General features: G+C 67.2%; 10 protein-coding genes and 6 pseudogenes. 9 read left to right on the plus strand and 7 right to left on the minus strand.

Translation table 11 applies throughout. From position 1 onward, the window contains the following. Window positions 1–594: 594 nt before the first annotated feature. The 4 genes from D581_RS0136180 to D581_RS01000000138335 all read left to right on the plus strand — a co-directional run bounded on the left by D581_RS0136180 (window position 595) and on the right by D581_RS01000000138335 (window position 7,798). A complete protein-coding gene (locus D581_RS0136180; protein WP_026291225.1) occupies window positions 595–1,170 on the plus strand; it encodes a hypothetical protein in 576 nt (191 codons plus the stop codon). A 693-nt stretch (window positions 1,171–1,863) separates the two neighbouring features. Then, entirely contained in the window at window positions 1,864–3,018 is a 1,155-nt protein-coding gene (locus tag D581_RS0136185) for a metallophosphoesterase family protein (protein WP_018961978.1), read from the plus strand. After that, on the plus strand, window positions 3,018–6,047 hold the full coding sequence (locus tag D581_RS0136190) for an AAA family ATPase (RefSeq protein WP_018961979.1): 3,030 nt from the start codon (window positions 3,018–3,020) through the stop codon (window positions 6,045–6,047). Before D581_RS0136185 ends, D581_RS0136190 begins: the two co-directional genes overlap by 1 nt. 119 nt (window positions 6,048–6,166) lie before the next feature. Next, on the plus strand, window positions 6,167–7,798 hold the full coding sequence (locus D581_RS01000000138335; RefSeq protein ID WP_018961980.1) for a Helicase associated domain protein: 1,632 nt from the start codon (window positions 6,167–6,169) through the stop codon (window positions 7,796–7,798). Here the strand turns inward: D581_RS01000000138335 and D581_RS1000000138860 are convergent. Together D581_RS1000000138860 and D581_RS0136205 are read right to left on the minus strand one after the other, a co-directional pair. Continuing rightward, window positions 7,743–8,425, minus strand: a pseudogene (locus D581_RS1000000138860) (LLM class flavin-dependent oxidoreductase); the annotation flags it as partial. The gene D581_RS01000000138335 and the pseudogene D581_RS1000000138860 sit on opposite strands and share 56 nt — an antisense overlap. A gap of 109 nt (window positions 8,426–8,534) precedes the next feature. Further along, a pseudogene (locus tag D581_RS0136205) lies at window positions 8,535–9,278 on the minus strand (IS701 family transposase); the annotation flags it as partial. A 34-nt stretch (window positions 9,279–9,312) separates the two neighbouring features. Between D581_RS0136205 and D581_RS0136210 the strand changes: the two are divergent. After that, window positions 9,313–10,398, plus strand: coding sequence for a hypothetical protein (locus D581_RS0136210; protein WP_158688667.1), 1,086 nt, complete (start codon window positions 9,313–9,315; stop codon window positions 10,396–10,398). Between the two features lie 8 nt (window positions 10,399–10,406). Here D581_RS0136210 and D581_RS1000000141795 read toward each other — a convergent pair. Continuing rightward, a pseudogene (locus tag D581_RS1000000141795) lies at window positions 10,407–10,532 on the minus strand (IS5/IS1182 family transposase); the annotation flags it as partial. A gap of 49 nt (window positions 10,533–10,581) precedes the next feature. On the opposite strand from D581_RS1000000141795, the gene D581_RS0136215 reads away from it, so the two are divergent. Continuing rightward, window positions 10,582–10,830, plus strand: coding sequence for a hypothetical protein (locus D581_RS0136215; RefSeq protein WP_469227087.1), 249 nt, complete (start codon window positions 10,582–10,584; stop codon window positions 10,828–10,830). A gap of 66 nt (window positions 10,831–10,896) precedes the next feature. Beyond that, complete coding sequence (locus D581_RS0136220; protein WP_018961985.1) at window positions 10,897–11,451, plus strand: hypothetical protein; 555 nt, start codon at window positions 10,897–10,899, stop codon at window positions 11,449–11,451. A 202-nt stretch (window positions 11,452–11,653) separates the two neighbouring features. On the opposite strand, the pseudogene D581_RS1000000140480 reads toward D581_RS0136220, so the two are convergent. The 4 genes and pseudogenes from D581_RS1000000140480 to istA all read right to left on the minus strand — a co-directional run. After that, window positions 11,654–11,965: pseudogene (locus tag D581_RS1000000140480) on the minus strand (ATP-binding protein); the annotation flags it as partial. Between the two features lie 15 nt (window positions 11,966–11,980). Beyond that, window positions 11,981–13,123 carry an IS630 family transposase gene (locus tag D581_RS0136230; protein ID WP_199787869.1) on the minus strand — a complete coding sequence of 381 codons (1,143 nt, stop codon included), beginning with the start codon at window positions 13,121–13,123 and terminating at the stop codon, window positions 11,981–11,983. 7 nt (window positions 13,124–13,130) lie between these two features. After that, window positions 13,131–13,471 (minus strand): annotated as a pseudogene (locus D581_RS1000000141135) (ATP-binding protein); the annotation flags it as partial. Next, window positions 13,468–15,105, minus strand: coding sequence for an IS21 family transposase (gene istA, locus D581_RS0136235; RefSeq protein ID WP_018961988.1), 1,638 nt, complete (start codon window positions 15,103–15,105; stop codon window positions 13,468–13,470). The gene istA and the pseudogene D581_RS1000000141135, both read right to left, overlap by 4 nt. 141 nt (window positions 15,106–15,246) lie before the next feature. On the opposite strand from istA, the gene D581_RS0136240 reads away from it, so the two are divergent. Then, on the plus strand, window positions 15,247–16,530 hold the full coding sequence (locus D581_RS0136240) for an NsdA family TPR-like regulatory protein (RefSeq protein WP_486585923.1): 1,284 nt from the start codon (window positions 15,247–15,249) through the stop codon (window positions 16,528–16,530). 12 nt (window positions 16,531–16,542) lie between these two features. Continuing rightward, window positions 16,543–16,769 (plus strand): annotated as a pseudogene (locus tag D581_RS0136245) (GNAT family N-acetyltransferase); the annotation flags it as partial.

Below are 16,769 nucleotides of genomic sequence, written 5' to 3' on the forward strand. Positions count from 1 at the left end.
GATGTCACCGCGGCCATCCACCGGTGGCTTGTCGACACCGGTCGCATTCATGCCGACGCCCCCATCACCCACCTGGAAATCCGTACCTGGCGGCATCGTTGACCTCGCCGGGGCAGCACAGCCAACCCAACAGCCGGCCGGGAGCGATGCCTACGCACATCGGCTGATCGCGGCAGCCGACCGTACGCCCCGAACAGCACAAGAGCCTTCGGCGCACATGGCGTGTTTGACTGAACGAGGCGGCCGCCCTCGTGGCTGACTGTGTGTTCTGCAAGCGTCTTGGCTGGATTGGTCTGCCTGGCGGATCAGAGGCCACCCACGGTTCCTCGCTCCGATTGCACACCGAGGCCCACCGGCGAAGATGCCAGACCTCCGGGAAGGCTCCGGCACGACCACTGCCCGGAGCTTGGAGGAACCGATTCCCAGCCACACCTGCAGGGCGCGAACACTGGTAAGCGGGTGTATCTGCACCTCACGACCAGGGGGAGAGCATTTCGGCGGCGGCTTTCTCACCAGGCGCACCGGCAGGTTGGCTTGATCTATGTGGGTACGATCGTCGCTCCATACCCTCCACGTTGAGAGCCGAGGACTTACATGTCTGGAAACCTTCCCGTTCAGAGTGTCACGGCAGATTATGCGCAGCGGGTCGCTGATGACCTGTCGGCGAACCGGAGTGATCAGGAGCGCGTGCGTAGCGAGCTGGCGCGGTTGCAGGATGAGCTTGTCCGTCTGGAGGACAGTGAGCAGGTCCTGACGAAGATGCAGGAAGTGCTCGGCGGCACGCCCAAGCAGGCAGCGAAGCAGGGCAAGGGCCGTAAGGGGACCGCAGTTCCCGCGGCGAGGGGTTCCAACAGCAAGACAGCAGCAGGGAAGTCGGCTGCCTCCGCCGGGCGCAAGGCGTCCAAGAAGACTGTGTCGCCCAAAAAGGCGGGTGAGCCGACGTGGCTCGAGCTGGCCACCGCATACCTGGGAGGACAGAGCGAGCCGCGGTCTGCGGCAGAAGTAGCGGCCTCGCTCGCTGAGGCGCACCCTGAGCGCACGGTCCAGGTGACGGTGGTGCGTAACTCTCTGGAGCAGGGGGTTGCTCAGGGGCTGCTGGAGCGTTCCAAGCAGGGACGTTCGGTCTTCTACAGCCTCGCTGCCCCTGCCTCGGCCCCGTCCGGTTCCTAGCCAGTGCCGGTTGCTTCAGACGGCTAGTCGGCAAGCCAGTTCATACATCGAGGCGCCTTGACCGACTGGCTGCGGGCTGCTTCTTCCTCCAGTCCGCGGGGCTATGTTCAGGGTTCCTCAGGGCCCTCTGCGGGCCGGAGCAGGAGGTAACGCCAGCCGCGCTCAGACGGCTTTGCCTGTGGCGCCGGGAGGTTTCCACCCTCACCCCTCACTGAGGGCTTCGACGAGGGCAGTCCGCCCTGGTCCTCCGCCAGAGGGGCGGGCGGTGGCAGACGGGGCCTGCCGGCGTTGGCTGGGGTCGCCCCTTCCCTTTGCCATGACCGGTCGCCCGTCTATACGCGCACAGAGCGCGTAGTCGTGATGCCCTTGCCGGGCAGCCGCATGGCTGCAAGACATGGGAGGAATCCGGCGTACATGCCGCCGTCAAGCGACGTTGGCGATCGCCGATCGCCGGGCATCGGGTCGGCGATGCCGCTCCGTCGACACGCTGTCCCTGGAAACGCCGTGGGGCCACCTGGAATGACCCTGACGACTCGTCGGGCGGCCAGCAGTTTACCTGGCGAGTGTCCGACCGTTCTCCCTTGGGCTGCCTGCAGGGGAACCTTTCTTCGTATACCTGTTCAGTTCAAAGTCAAGGGCGTTTATCGGTAAAGCCGCCCGTAACACCCGCCTTGGTGGTTACGGTCTGCGTTTATGCGGATCTTGCACACTTCGGACTGGCACCTGGGCCGCCAACTGCACCGGGAGCCGCTCCTCGCGGAGCAGCGCACCTTCCTCGAGCACCTGCTGAGCATGGTGCGTCAGGAGCATGTCGAGGCGGTGGCCGTAGCGGGTGACGTCTTCGACCGGGCCATCCCGCCCCTCGACGCGATCGACTTGTTCAACTGGGTCCTCGGGGAACTCGCCGACCTTCAGGTACCGCTCGTCATGATCAGCGGGAATCATGACTCGCCCCGCCGCCTAGGCGTCAACTCCCGGCTGATCGAGCGCGCGGGCATCCACCTGCGCACCAGTGTGGAGGACTGCGCCCGCCCCGCCGTACTCCACGACGAGCACGGACCTGTCGCCTTCTACGGCCTGCCCTACCTCGAACCCGGCCTGGTCCATACGCAGCTCGCGGCCGAGAAGCCCAGCCACCAGGCTGTGCTCACCGCGGCGATGGACAGAGTCCGCTCCGATCTCGCGACCCGTCCCGGCAACACCAGATCTGTCGTTCTAGCCCACGCCTTCGTGACCGGGGCGGACATCAGCGACAGCGAGCGCGACATCACCGCGGGCGGTGTTCCCTCAGTCAGCGCCTCAGTCTTCACCGGCGCCGACTACGTGGCGCTGGGACACCTGCACCGCTGCCAAAAGATCAGCGAACGCATCCGCTACAGCGGATCCCCGCTGGCCTACTCCTTCTCCGAGGCCGACTATCCCAAAGCCACGTGGCTGATCGACCTGGACGCCGGCTCCGACGTCACAGCCCGCAAGATCCTCTGTCCCGTGCCCCGTCGCCTGCGTCAGCTGACCGGCCCCCTGAACGACCTGCTCACCCAACCCGAGCACGCCGAGTACGAGGACTGCTGGCTGCACATCACGCTCACCGACACCAACCGCCCCCACATGGCCATGGAACGCCTGAAACAGCGCTTCCCCCATGCGTTGAAACTGAGCTTCTCCCACCAGCACACCGCCTCGCAGGAGTCCTACCGCTCCCGGGTCAACGGCCGCAGCGACCACGAGATCACCCTCGGCTTCCTCCACCACGTTACCGGCGCTCCCGCCACCACCCCAGAGCAGAACCTGTTGCGAGAAGGACTCGAAAACGTCCGCACTGCAGCCGCCGCACGAGAGGCCAGCTGATGTACCTCCACCACCTGACGGTCCAGGCATTCGGCCCCTTCGCCCGCACAGAATCCGTCGACTTCGACGCCCTGACCAGCAACGGCCTGTTCCTGCTGCGCGGTGACACCGGAGCCGGGAAGACCAGCATCCTGGACGCCGTCTGCTTCGCCCTCTACGGCACTGTGCCCGGGATCCGTCCCACCCACCGCCTGCGCAGCGACCACGCCCCCACCGGAACGCGCACCCAGATCATCCTGGAGTTCAGCGCAGCCGGACGCCGTCTCAAGATCACACGAAAGCCCAGGCAATCCTACCCCAGCACACGCGCCAAAACCGGCACCGCCACCGCCGAGGCCACCGTCGAGCTCCACCAACAGACCAGCACCACAGACGGCGCTGCTAAGTGGGAGCCGGTCAGCGCCAACCACCAGGACACCGCCAGAGAGATCGAAGCGGCCCTCGGCCTGTCCAAGGAACAGTTCTGCCAGGTCGTCCTCCTGCCGCAAGGCGACTTCGCCACCTTCCTGCGGTCCGACGCCAAGGACCGCGCCGTGCTGCTGCGCCGCCTCTTTGACACCGGACGCTTCCAGGAACTGCAGGCCTGGCTCACCAACCGCAGCAAAGCTGCTCAGGAGAATCTCAACGAGGTCACTTCCACCCTGCAGCAGCTCAGCGAACGCATCCACCAGGAAGCAGGCCCACTCCTTCACCAGGAGGGCACCGGCACCGAAGAGCCAGCCAGCCCCAACCTTCAGCACCCCGCCGACATACTGCCCTGGGCCCAGCGCCTGAGCGCCCGAGCTCAGAGCGCCCACGCCACAGCCATGGCCGACGAGCAACGCAGCGACATCGAGCACCAGCACGCCAAGACTGAACATCAGCGCACCATCGAGCTCGCCAACCACCAAACCCAGCACGCACAGGCCCAAGCACGCCGTGCAGCTCTCGACGACAAGGCCGCCGACCACCCCCGGCTCCGCTCGCAACTGGACGCCGGACGGCGCGCAGAACAACTGCGCCCCCTCCTGGACACGGTGAAGCGCACAGCGCTCACCCTGGGCACGGCCAATAGCGCCGAGGACGACGCCCGCCTGCTGCTGCCCGACGAGTACCGAGAAACATCAATTCCCCAGCTGCGGGACGCCCTTGAACAGCACCATGCCGAGAAGGGGCGAGCCGAAGGGCTGCTGCCAGACGAACAGCAGCACACGCAACTCGGCGTCCAGATCACCGACCTCAACGCCAAAGAGGAGCAGGCAAGAGCCGATCTCGAGGAAGACGAGCAATGGCTGACCGCATGGCCTGCACTGGAGGCAGAACACACCGGCAGCCTCGCCGACATGACCAAGGCGGCCGACCAGGTACCGCGACACGAGCAGGACATCCAGACACTCAACGCACACCTCAAGGCCGCACGCCTCCGCGACACCCTCACCGGCAAGCTCTCCTCAGCCGCGGAAACGGAAACCGACCGTGCCGCTGAAGCCCTCGAAACCAAAAAACTGTGGCTGGACCTACGCGAACGCCGCCTGGACGGCATGGCCGGAGAACTCGCCGACGAACTCACCGACGGGACCCCGTGCTCGGTCTGCGGCTCGCCCGACCACCCGCAGCCCGCCCAACGCCAACCCGACCAGCCCACACGCGAGGACGAGGAAAAGGCCCGCACCCTTCACGAGCAGGCCGACTCGCTCCACGCCCGGGCCAGTAGCCACCGCCACGACCTCGCCACCCAGCACGCCGAAGCATCCGGAGCAGCAGGCCCCACCCCCAGCGACGAGCTCAAGGCACAGCTAACCAAGGCCAAGAAGGCCCACCAGAGCGCATGCGAGGCCGCCGCCGCACTACCCTCAGCCCAGGAAACCCTGACCCGCCTGCGCACAGAACACGACACCCGCACCCAGCAGTGCCAGGCAGCTCAGGCCCGTGTGACCGAATGCCAGGCACGCACCAAAACCCTGGCCCAGCAGCAAACCGCCCTCGCCCACACCCTGGCCGCCGCACGCGGCACCGCCACCACCCTCGACGAGCGCATCACCGAACTCAGCCGCATCGCCAAAAGCCTGTCCGACACCACCGACGCCGCCCAGAAAGCAGCCGAAGCAGCCACCCGCCACCTGGACGCGACGACCATCGCCACCACCACTGCCCACAACGCCGGGTTCCTGACGCTCGACGAAGCAACCGCCGCCCTCCAAAACCCAGCGCTCCTCGAACAGTGGAGCCAGGAACTCGACCAGTGGGGCAAGGACGACGCCGTCGTCACCGACCTCCTGAAAACCCCGACCCTCCTGGAAGCCGGCCTCCAGCCCCCCGCCGACCCCCAAGCCGCAGCCAAAGCCCTGACCGAGACCGAAGAACGAGCCAAGAAGACCGCAGCCGACCGCCAGCAAACCGATCATCGCGTCACCGCCCTCACCGAGCTGATCTCCACCCTCAAAGCCCGCCTCAGCGACCTGGAACCCCTGCAGGCCCGCCACGCCCTCGCCGACCGCCTGGCCAGCATCGCCTCCGCCACCACCACCGCCAACACCCTCAGCATGGAACTCGAGGCATACGTCCTGGCCGCCCGTCTCGAAGAGATCGCCGACGCAGCCAACATCCGGCTCCAGGCCATGACCTCCGAGCGCTACCTCCTCCAGCACACAGCCGACAAGGACGCAGGCCGACGCGGACGCCTCAAGTCCGGCCTGGGACTGAGAATCCTCGACACCTGGACCGGCACCGAGCGCGAAACCTCCACCCTCTCCGGCGGCGAAACCTTCACCGCCTCCCTCGCCCTTGCCCTCGGCCTGGCCGACGTCGTCACCCAGGAAGCCAGCGGCCGCCCCCTGGGAACCCTGTTCATCGACGAAGGCTTCGGCACCCTCGACGAACAGAACCTCCAAGAAGTCATGGACGTCCTGGACCAACTCCGCGCCGGAAACCGGGCAGTGGGCATCGTCAGCCACGTCGCCGAACTCAGCCGCCGCATCCCCAGCCAGCTCAACGTGATGAAACACCGCAACGGCTCCACACTGCGCCCGTTGATCAACACCGATCTGTAACGTCAGAACCACCAGACAGGGGAGAACACCAACCAGCACCCCCCTCACCGACCTCAGCAACCACCGCATCCGCGCAGCACACCAAGACACCGTCCCGACCAGGAACCGGCCAGGAGAGCATGCCGACCGCCGCGATCGAGCTCCGCCCCCACCAGAAAGAAGCCGTCACCGCCGCAGTCAAAACTCTGCGCACCCACCCCAGGGCCAGTGTCATCGCGGCCTGCGGGACCGGGAAAACCCTCATCGCCGCCCGCACCACCACCCGTATCGCACCCCGCGGGCGGGTCCTGGTCCTCGTCCCGACCCTGGACCTGCTCTCCCAGACCGTCCGCTCCTGGCACAAAGCCCCAGCGGTAGCCGTCTGCTCCACCCGCCAAGCCATGGACCACCCCTCCGCCGGCAACCTCCCCATGACCACGAAACCCGACGAGCTCACCGAACTCACCCCACCCACCGGCCCGGTCACCGTCTATGCCACCTACGCCTCCCTCCCCACCGTCATCAGCGCCCACCGAGACCACCGCCTGTCACCCTGGGACCTCGTCGTCGTCGACGAGGCCCACCGCACCGCCGGCCGCCTCGGCAAAGCCTGGGCAGGCATCCACCACGACGACCAGATCCCCGCCGCCCGCCGCCTCTACCTCACCGCGACCCCCCGCATCTGGGACCCCGACACCGACCACAGCGACACCCCCGTCGCCTCCATGGACGACGAAGCCCTCTTCGGCCCCGTCGCCTGGCGCCTCACCCTCTCCGACGCCATCGACCTCGGCCTCCTCGCCGACTACCAGATCCTCGTCCCCGTCATCCAGGACACCGACCCCCGCACCCACCGCCCCACCCAAGGGTCCGAAGACCCCGGCGCCTGGCTCCACTTCGAACGCCCCACCCAGCAAGAAGAAGTAGCTCTCGCCCTCACTCTGCGCGTCCTCAACCCCAAAAGCGCCGAATGGCGCCGCGGCCTCACCGCAGCCCGCCACTACCACCGCACCCACCACCACCTCGACGCCCCCCAAACCTACGAAGACCCCGACGGCTACCCCCTGGGCCGCTGGCTCACCTGGCAACGCCACCTCCACACCACCGGCGCCCTCGACCCCGCCCGCACCACCGCCCTCGAACGCCTCGGCATCATCTGGAACCCGCCCTGGCCCCTGACCTGGCACCGCACCTACCACGCCGCCCGCAGACACCACAACGCTGGCAACCATCTGACCGACGTGCCCCGGAACTACATCACCGATGACGGACACCGCCTGGAGGAGTGGCTCCACAACCAGCGCCTCCACCCACAACGCCTGCACCCCACCCAGCAGCGCCTCCTGGCCGGCATCGGACTGATCGAGAACACCGAACCGTCCCCGAAGAAACGGAAACCCGCTACCCGCAAGCCGGAGCAGGGCCTGGCCGCCGCCCGCGCCTTCCACCAGCGGGAAGGACACCTCGAGGTTCCGCAGCGCCACGTCGAAGACCTCGACGGTGAACCCGTACGCCTCGGACAGTGGATCAGCAACACCCGCCGCCGCAAAGAACGCCTGCCCACCGACCGGATCCGCGTGCTCGATGCCCTCGGCATGCGCTGGTACCTCCCCCTACGGGGGAGGTTGGAGCCCGCTCGCGTCCGCAGGCCGTTCACCAACCGCGGAGCGTCTCGCACCAGCCACAGCCGTGGCAGCGAACGAGCGGACCCGCCACTCAGGTACCAGGCTGCCAGCCCAGCGCAGGGGCCAGCTTCAACGCGATATCGGTGAGTATCTGCTCGTAGTCCTCGCGCTCGAAGGCTAAGGAAGAGCGAAGGCCACCTCGTCCACCTCACGGAACGCCGCGTGCGCCTGCAGCCGCTCGGCGATCACCTCCGGGGTACCGACCAGATCATGCGCGAACATCATGCGCGCCTGACCCTGCGGCGCCGACGCGCGGGGCAGCCGCTCGGCGGCGTACCGCTCATACTGGGCCCGCTGCTCGGGCGACGCCGAGTCCGTAGAAACAACGAGCAGCCCCTGCGAAACACGGGCCGCCTCCCCATCCGGGTGAGCCGCCCGGAAGGCCCGGATGTGCGAGAGCTGGATTGCGGCAAAGCCGGCGACCTCAGGCTCAAGACCCTCGGCCTTGACGACCCTGCTGGTCAGCAAGTTCATCCCGTGCTCGCCCGCCCAACGGGCCGACCGCAGGCTGCCCCCGCCGTACCACATCCGCCGGATCAGTCCCGGTGAGTGCGGCTGCACCCGGTCGGAGAAAGCTTCAAAGCCCTCCCTGCCGCTGAAACCAGTCGCAGGCTTGCCCCGCACGAGGTCCAGCAGCCGTTCCACCCGCCCGTACCCGAAGTCCTCGGCGTCCGCCGTCTCCGGGTATAGGACTTCCTTGACCCGGTCGTAGTAGGGCTTGGTCATGTTGGTGCGGGGGTGGGTATGTCGCGGTGGCAGGTGGGGCAGGCGCCGGCCCATGTTGCGAGGAGGGTCTGTAGCTCGTGGACGATGCGGTAGAGGCTCAGGCCGGCGCCATGTCTTTTGGGGCTTTGGTCAGTCGTTGCAAAGTGCAGAAGGCGTGCGCGACGGAGACGAGGGTGACGTGGTGGTGCCAGCCGCCCCAGGTCCGGCCCTCGAAGTGGGCCAGGCCGAGGGCCTGTTTCATCTCGCGGTAGTCGTGTTCGATGCGCCAGCGGAGCTTGGCGAGGCGGACGAGAGTGGTCAGTGGGGTGTCGGCGGGCAGGTCGGAGAGCCAGAACTGGACAGGTTCGCCCTGGCCGGCCGGCCATTCGGCCAGGAGCCAGCACTCGGGCAGTTCCGGGCCCTCGGCGGCCTGGCGGACCTCGCGTCCGGCAGGCCGGATCCGCAAGGCCACGAACCGCGAGTACATCCGCTCGAAGCCGCTGCGGCCCGTGCCGGGCCGGGAGCCCTCACGCCATTGCACCGGCTTCGCCGCCCTGTGGCCGGCGGCCAGGACCAGCTGTTTCACCGACTGCGGCTTGTCCGGGTACTTCGCCGCCGGTGGGCGTCCTGTGCCGGAGTACACCTCGGTCACCGGCACGGCTTCGCCGGGCTGGGCCGACATGGTGGTCGAGATGCCCACCACGTAGTTGAGGGCCTGCAGACCGAGGCGGAAGGCCGCGGCATCGCCGTATCCGGCATCCGCGATGGCCAGCGGCACCTCGATGCCCCACGAGCGGGTCTCGTCGAGCATGTCGAGCGCGAGCTGCCATTTCTCCACATGCCCGATGTCGTCGGGGATGCCGAAACTACGGACACCACCTTTGTAGTTTGAGGTCATGGTGAGAACGGTGCCCAGCGCCCCCGACAGACACTTGATCCAGGCTGTGGCAGCATCCGGACAGAAATTGAGCCCCTACCAGCTAGAGCGGTGGCGCACAGCCGGGCTGATTCCCCGACCCGGCCCGGGCACCCTGCTGCGGACGGGGAACAGTTATATCTATGCGCCGGAGACAGCCATCCTCGTGGCAGGGCTTCTGACATGCGCCCCGCTATGCAGATCGAACGACGACCTGGCGCTCCTGGCGTTCTTCAACGAGGTCCTTGTTCCCTCCGACCCTGTCCGCGCTGCACTGCTTAAGGCCTACTTCCCCCAGTACGCCAAGAGCCGGGACCGGCAAAACGAGGAGCTGCAGCGGATTCCGGCGGACTTCCGCGACGAGGCTCGACCTGAGTACGACTGGGCTGAGGCCACAGCGGCCCTCGACATGCAGAACAAGGAAGCCGTTCGGCAGATGAGGGACAATCTCCGACGCCGACGCGATCTGACGGCAGCATCGCGCGCCGAGCTCGATGAACGGGTCCGCGGAGTGCTGATCTGGCTGAACACTCCCGCCCTGCCTACGCATGACACCGTGTTCATGGAAGACCTACGTACTGCTATGGCATTCAGCCGGCCACCCGACCAATCCCGCGCAGCGTGGCTGCTCGCAGCACACTGCCACAGCGAGCAACTTGCAGAGCGCTGCGAAACCTCCGGCCGGGAAAGACTCGAGACCTTTCTCGCGGTCACAGACGACGACCTGATCCACCTGCGAGAGCAGATCAGGGAGTCCCTGGACGCCGTGTGGTACATGGCAACGGAGGGAGGCAGCCGCCACTACGACCAGAACTCACCCGAAACAGCCCGGCTGGCAGGCCGCATGCTCGTGGAATGGACCACCGCGCGTAAGGCGCACCCTCCCGGGTCGCGCCCCGCCCAGATGCTGGTAGACAGCCTACGCAGCCTCTGGGTTCTGTGCTCGGCTGACTCGTCCGGAGAAGGCCGCGCCGCCTTTCAACGACGGGTACAGCCCCGACCACGGCACAGAGGGCCTAAGAACCACGGTCCGGAGAGCTGGGGGACGAGTATCGGAACGGCTTAGAGGACGTCTCACGTGGTGACTTTCGCAAGTCTTTTGTAGCAGGTCAGGGCTGCGGCGAGGCCGAGGAAGGCAAGGAAGTGGATGCCCTTTCGTTCGTACCGGACGGTGAGTCGGCGGTAGCCGAAGAGCCAGCTGGAACGCTGTCTCGCTCACCGCGAAGGCCAGCGGACCGACAATCCCCACGTGATGGTCACCCGCCAGACGAAGTCCGGCCGAGGACCGGCGTCCACCGCCTATGTCAGCCACATCCTCGACGCCTGCGGCTTCCCGCCCCGCATGATCCGCTGCACTCGACTCCTCGATCTGGTCAACACCATGGACCCCAAACTCGTCGCCGCCGCCTTCGGTATGGACCCCGAAGCCACCATGATCTACCTCGCCGACCACGTTGACCCGGGTCGACTTCCCGACGAGAGCACCCGGGCGAAGTAGCTGGCCGAAGCCTCTGCGCTCCTCAAATCCTGCGTCCTCCTGCCGCGCACCGGCAATGATCAGACCATGACCTCGTGCCAGCCCGCCCCCAACAACCTCATTCCGATGGCGACCCTGGCTGCCGCGGTGATCGGCATGCTGGCGGCTTTCGCCGGCCTCCTGGTCACCCGGGGTCTGGCGCGCCGCCGGGAGCAGCATGAGTTCCGTCTAGAGGAACAGAAGCGCGCCGACGGCGTGAAAACGGCCCTTCAGCGTCAACGGTTCGAGCAGGCGCAGACGGCCTCCCCTCACGTCGTCGGCTTCACCGGGGCGGTCAATGCGTTCATGTACGCCGCGTTGGGAAAGATCGAGCTCCTGCACCAGGATGTGCGCCGGGGCGCCAAGGAACTGGAGGAGCTCTCCCTCAAGGTGGCGGAGGAGGGGCGGCAGGTCCGCCACTGGGTGCCGGACATCGCCCCTTCGGTCCTGGATATCGAGAAGTTGTGTGTGAGGGTGATCTCCGATCCGCCGGATCCCATCGAGCCCGGCACACTGCTCAGCCAGGGCTGGTACAACGTGCTGATTGACCGGGTGGGCGAGAGGATCGCGCTCTTCGAGGCGCTGAACCTGAACCACCGCTGACCCCCGCCAGCAGGATCAGCGGGTCTGTCCGCGCAGGCCGCACGACTTCTCCTGGCTTGGGAACGTCTGCCTGTCGGTGCAGGTGACTCTCGTCAACGCAGAACCTCCCTGTCCTGCAGGATGCGGCGACGCCTGCCGCCACCGAACCCATGATGTTTTGGCGGCACCTCGCACGGGTTCGCCGGAACATGTGCGCTTTGCCGAAGGACTCGTTGGAGGCGATGGCGACGCTGTTCTTCTCCTCGCGTTCGGTCAGCACCTGGAAGAGGAGTTCCGCGCCGCGGCGGTCCAGTTCCATGTAGCCGAGCTCGTCGATGCAGAGGAGATCAACACGCTCGTAGCGGGCGATGGTCTTGTTCAGCTGCTTCTCGTCGGCCGCGTCGACCAGTTCGTTCACCAGTTTCGTGGCGAGCGTGTAGCGGACGCGGTAGCCCTTCATGGCCGCTTCGGTGCCCAGGGCGATGAGCATGTGGGACTTGCCAGTGCCAGAGTCGCCGATCAGGCAGAGTGTCTCGTGATCCTGATCGTGTCAGTTTGAGTTGTTATTAATGAGTTTCTTCATGTTGGTCTGGACGATGCGGACCTTCGCGAGGATCTCTTCGGCGGACGCGGTCCAGGTGAAGGGATTCGCGTCCTCGTTCCAGGAGTTGATGTAGTCGCGGATCTGCTTGACCAGGACGTTGACGCTGGAGAACGTGCCCCGGCGAATGGACTGCCGAGTCAGGATCCCGAACCAGATCTCGATCTGGTTCAACGATGAGGAGCCGATGGGAGTGAAGTGGAAGCGGATGTGGGGGTTCTTTTCCAGCCATGCCTTCACCTCCGGCGTGGTGTGCGTGGACAGGTTGTCCAGGGCGACATGGATCTCCTTGCCGGCGTGCGGCTTGGTCGCCTTCTTCAGGAAGGCGAGGAAGTTCGCCCCGTTCCGGCTCGGCTTGCACTCGCCGGTCACCTCACCGGTAGGGACATTGAGGGCGGCGAACAGATTGGTGGTGCCGTGCCGTACGTAGTCGTGGGTGCGCTTCTCGCCCGCGCCGAAGGCGACCGGCAGCACCGGCTGGGTTCGGTCCAGCGCCTGTATCTGCGTCTTCTCGTCAATGGACAGCACCACCGCGCCGCCGGGCGGGGCCAGGTACAGGCCCACGACATCGGCGACCTCGTCCGCGAATGCGGGGTCCTTCGAGATCTTGAAGGTGCCGTTCCGGTGCGGCTTGAGATTCTCCTCCCGCCAGATGCGGGCGACGTAGTGCCAGGACACCGAGATGCCCTCGCGCCGCTTCATGTGATCGGCCAGCGTCCGCGTGGACCAGTGCGACAGCCCCGATTCCGTCGGCGGGGTCGTCTTCGTCAACGCGATCACCCGGGCCCGAGTGGTCGCGGGGACCTGATCCCGTCCGCCGCCGGGCTTCCGGGAGGCCAGCTGGGCAATCCCGCCCACGAGGTAACGGGCCTTGGCGCGGTCCACCGTATTCGGTGCGACTCCGGCGAGTTCGGCGATGTCCTTGCGTCGCCGCCCCTCGGCCGTCCACAGCACCAAGCGGGCCCGCAGAGCGGCATCGGCAGGGGCATGACGGCTGCCTGCCAACTCCCGCAGCTCATCGATCTGTTCGGAAGAGAGATCCACAACAGGCCAACGAAGCAACGCGCCATCAAGTTCCAAAGACAGGGTCACGAGACAAGAGGGGCTGACTCTTCTTGATCCGTTCGCAGCTGGCGAGGGTGTGGACGGTGGCGGCGTCGATGTCGGGTTGGCGTCGAAGTCGAAGGCCCGCAGGGACTTTTCCCGCGGGAAGCCCGCGGCCTTGATCCGTCGTTCCGAACGGTGCCTGGCCCGGTCGTCGCACTCGGTCATCAGCAGCTCGGCGAGGAAGCCGCGGTAGGTCATCTGGTCCTTGATCGCCCGGTCGGCGATCTCAGTGAATTCGTTGCGGATCGACGGGAGCCGCAGCAGGCGGCAGGCGGTGTCGATCGCGGCGTCGGCGGCCTGCTCGGTCAAGCCTCGCTGGCGGGGCAGGGTCACTGGGCTTCTCCCTCATGATGGCTGCCGTCACTGGTGCGACGGCGTCGTAGTAGTTGGTCGTAGGGGGTCACCGACGGCAGCGGCCGGGTGCCCGGGGGAAGGTGGGCCAGGCGCCACTCGTGCAGCGACGTGACGGTCGCCGGCGTCTCATTGGGCATCTGCGGAGCGGATGTGCCGACGACTGGCTCGTCTTCCGCCTGGGCGGCCTTGCGAGCCTCCAGCGCAACGGCATCCGCGGTCAGAGCGCCGGCCCGCAGAGCGATGGCCAGTCCCGCGACGACGTGTTCGTGGGCGAGGTGGCGGTTCAGCAGCAGGACCTCGATCAGCGCCCGGGTGCCGTCCCGCTCGCCGTGGACCTTGCGGGCCTGGGTCCACCAAGCGTCGTGGACCGGGGTGAACTTGCCCGCGGACCGAGCCTGTTCCAGGGCTGTGGCGCCGGGGGAGGCGCCGGGCTTGCGAATGAGGGCTTCGAGGTAGTGGTCCAGGTCCAGGCGCAACGCGCCCTTCGCGATCAGCCTCTCGTGCCGGGGCACCTCGATGTTCCTGTCGTAGACCACCAGGTGAGAGGCGTGCAGGACGACGCGCACCCGTTTGCCGATGAATCGGGTCGGGACCGAGTAGCGGTTGGTTCGGACGTTGATCTGGCTGTAGCGGTCAACCCGTGGCGTGAACAGCCGGCCCGTCTCGAAGGGCTCCTGAGGCAGTGGCATCAGCAGTGGCTGTTCCACGGCGAAGTACTCATCCACGGTCCGGGGCCGCGAGCCGATCCGGCGGTGCCCGTCGTGCAGGTCCCACTGGTCGACCATCTCGTTGAGCTCGGCGAGGGAGTCGACTTCCGGGACCGGGGTGAAGTGGTTGCGGCGGAAGTAGCCGATCATCCCCTCGACGCCGCCCTTTTCATGGGCGCCTTCGATGCCCGGGCGGCAGTAGAAGCTCTCGATGTTGAAATGCGAGCGGAAAGCGATCCACCGGTCGGTCTCCACCCGGGCCCGGCTCAGCCCCAGCACCTGGGCGACGGCCGACTTGAGGTTGTCGTAACGGATCTTGGTCCGGGGAACACCGCCCAGCGTGCAAAGCGCGTGCACGTGCCCTTCGAAGAACGCTTCCTGGCCGCACGAAGCGAAAACCCGGTGCACGGCCTTGCCCGAGTAGGACAGGCGCAGCGAGAACAAATAGCAGGTCACCAGCTCGCCGGCCAGACGCACCGTCACGTCGCCGAAGTCGACCTCCGCCTCGTGACCGGGCAGGTGGGTCTGCGGCACGAACGCTTCCACCGAGGCCTTGCCCGAGGCCGCGAGGATCTCCGGCTTCCGGTCGGAGACGTAGCGCCGAACCATCTGGTACGAGACGTCGGCGCTGTGCTCCTCGACCAGCCGGTGGAAGATCCGGGTGATCGTGTGCCGTTGCTTGCGCGGCGCGTCGAGGTCCGTCCGCAGTATCTCGTCGATGGCCGGCTTGTACGGATCAAGCGCGGTCGGCCGTGGCGGAAGCTTCTTGCGCGGCTCCGGCCAGACCGAGTCCACGGCCTTCTTCACGGTCCGCCATGACACGTTGTACTTGCGCTCAAGCTCGCGCATCTTCATACCGGCACGGTGATCACGCCGGATCGCCGCGTACAGCTCGACCTTGGACATTTGCGGTATGACCAGGACCTTTCACCAGGAGCACCCCGATGCTGCCCTGGCAAGTACCCCAGCGCTGTCGAAACTCGTGAACATCACCCGACCGTGGATCTGGGTGCCTCCCAAACCCGTGAACAACTGACGGCACTACTCGTGAATAAAACCAGAACTACCGTCGCCATCTCGAACAGCAGCCACCTGGGGCCTGATGGACACACCGACCAACACCATCCTCACGGCCCTGCTGCGCGAGTACGGCTATACCCACCGGTCCCTGGCCAACGAGGTCAACCAGGTCTCCGGACGCATCTTCGGACGCCCCGGCGCGGCACCGACCGGGACGTACGCCGGTGGATCTCCGGTGCCGTGCGGTGGCCCACCCACCGCTACCTTCTGCCTCTCGCCGAGATTTTCGACCGGCCGCCCGAGGCCATGGGATTCGTGCCGCGCGGCCGCTCCAGCCGCCTGCCCGTCTCACCTGCCCCGGTGCGACCAGGGCAGGAGGAACCCGTGAAGCGCCGCGCATTCCTGACCGCGTCCACCGCCGCGACCGTCGCCCTCGTGCTCCGCATCGAGGAGACTCCGGTGCGCGGGCGACTCACCATGGCGGACGTCGACCGCATCACCACGACCATCGGCCGACTCGACGCGCACTTCACCGCGATCGGCGGCGGCGCCCTGCTGGCCGTCGCCACCGCCTACATCGACCGGCTGCGCGACACGGTCGACGCCTGCAACTACGGCCCCCGCGTGGAGCAGGCCCTGCATTGCGCGCTCAGCGACCTGTACTCCTCCGCCGGCTGGGCCGCCTACGACTCCGGCGACAATGCAGCCTCCCGACTCCACCACGCCGCCGCCCTGCAGTCCGGGATCCTGGGGAAGGACGGCCGGGCCCAAGCCCGCGCCTGGTCCGACCTGTCCCTGCAGGCCCGCGCCGAAGGCCGGCACCGCGAAGCCCTGAACATCAACCGCGCCGCCCTTCAGACCCGCCAGGCCCGCCAGGACCCCCGCATCGCGGCGCTGCTCCACTCCCGCCTCGCCATCGGCCACGCCCGCCTCGGAGACCACGGTGCCTGCGCACGCTCCCTTCTCGCCGCACAGAAGGCCCACGACCGCTTCGACACCACCACACCCCCACCACCCTGGCTCCGCTTCCTGGACGCCGCCGAGATCGCCGGACTCGCCGCCATCGCCCACCGGGCCACCGGCCGACTGCACGACGCCGAAAGGGCCACCGCCCAGGCCCTGCGCCTGCTCGGCCCATCCATGCACCGCAACCGCGCCTACTACGGCATCCAGCTCGCCCAACTCCAGCTCGCCCAGAGCGACACCGCCAGCGCCAAGGCGACCGCCACGGCGATCGACACCATAGCGGTCAGCAGCCCCCGCATCTCCCAACGCCTCGCCACCCTCCACCACCAGCTCGCCACCGCCTAGGAGACCGCCCGCGTGACCACCGGCATAGCAATCCGCCACTACACCGGCGCCCACGCCCCCGCACTGCGCCCGCTGCTCCTCGGCGTGTACACCGAGGTCTACGCGGACGCCGCGCAGAGGGACCCGTTCGCCTCCCCGGACCGCTTCGCCGAAGGCCTCGACCACTGGACCGCACGGCCCGGCTGGAGCTGCGTCATCGGCTACGACAAACACCAGCCCGTCGGCTATGCCTACGGAGC

The sequence above is a fragment of the Streptomyces sp. CNB091 genome (assembly GCF_000377965.1).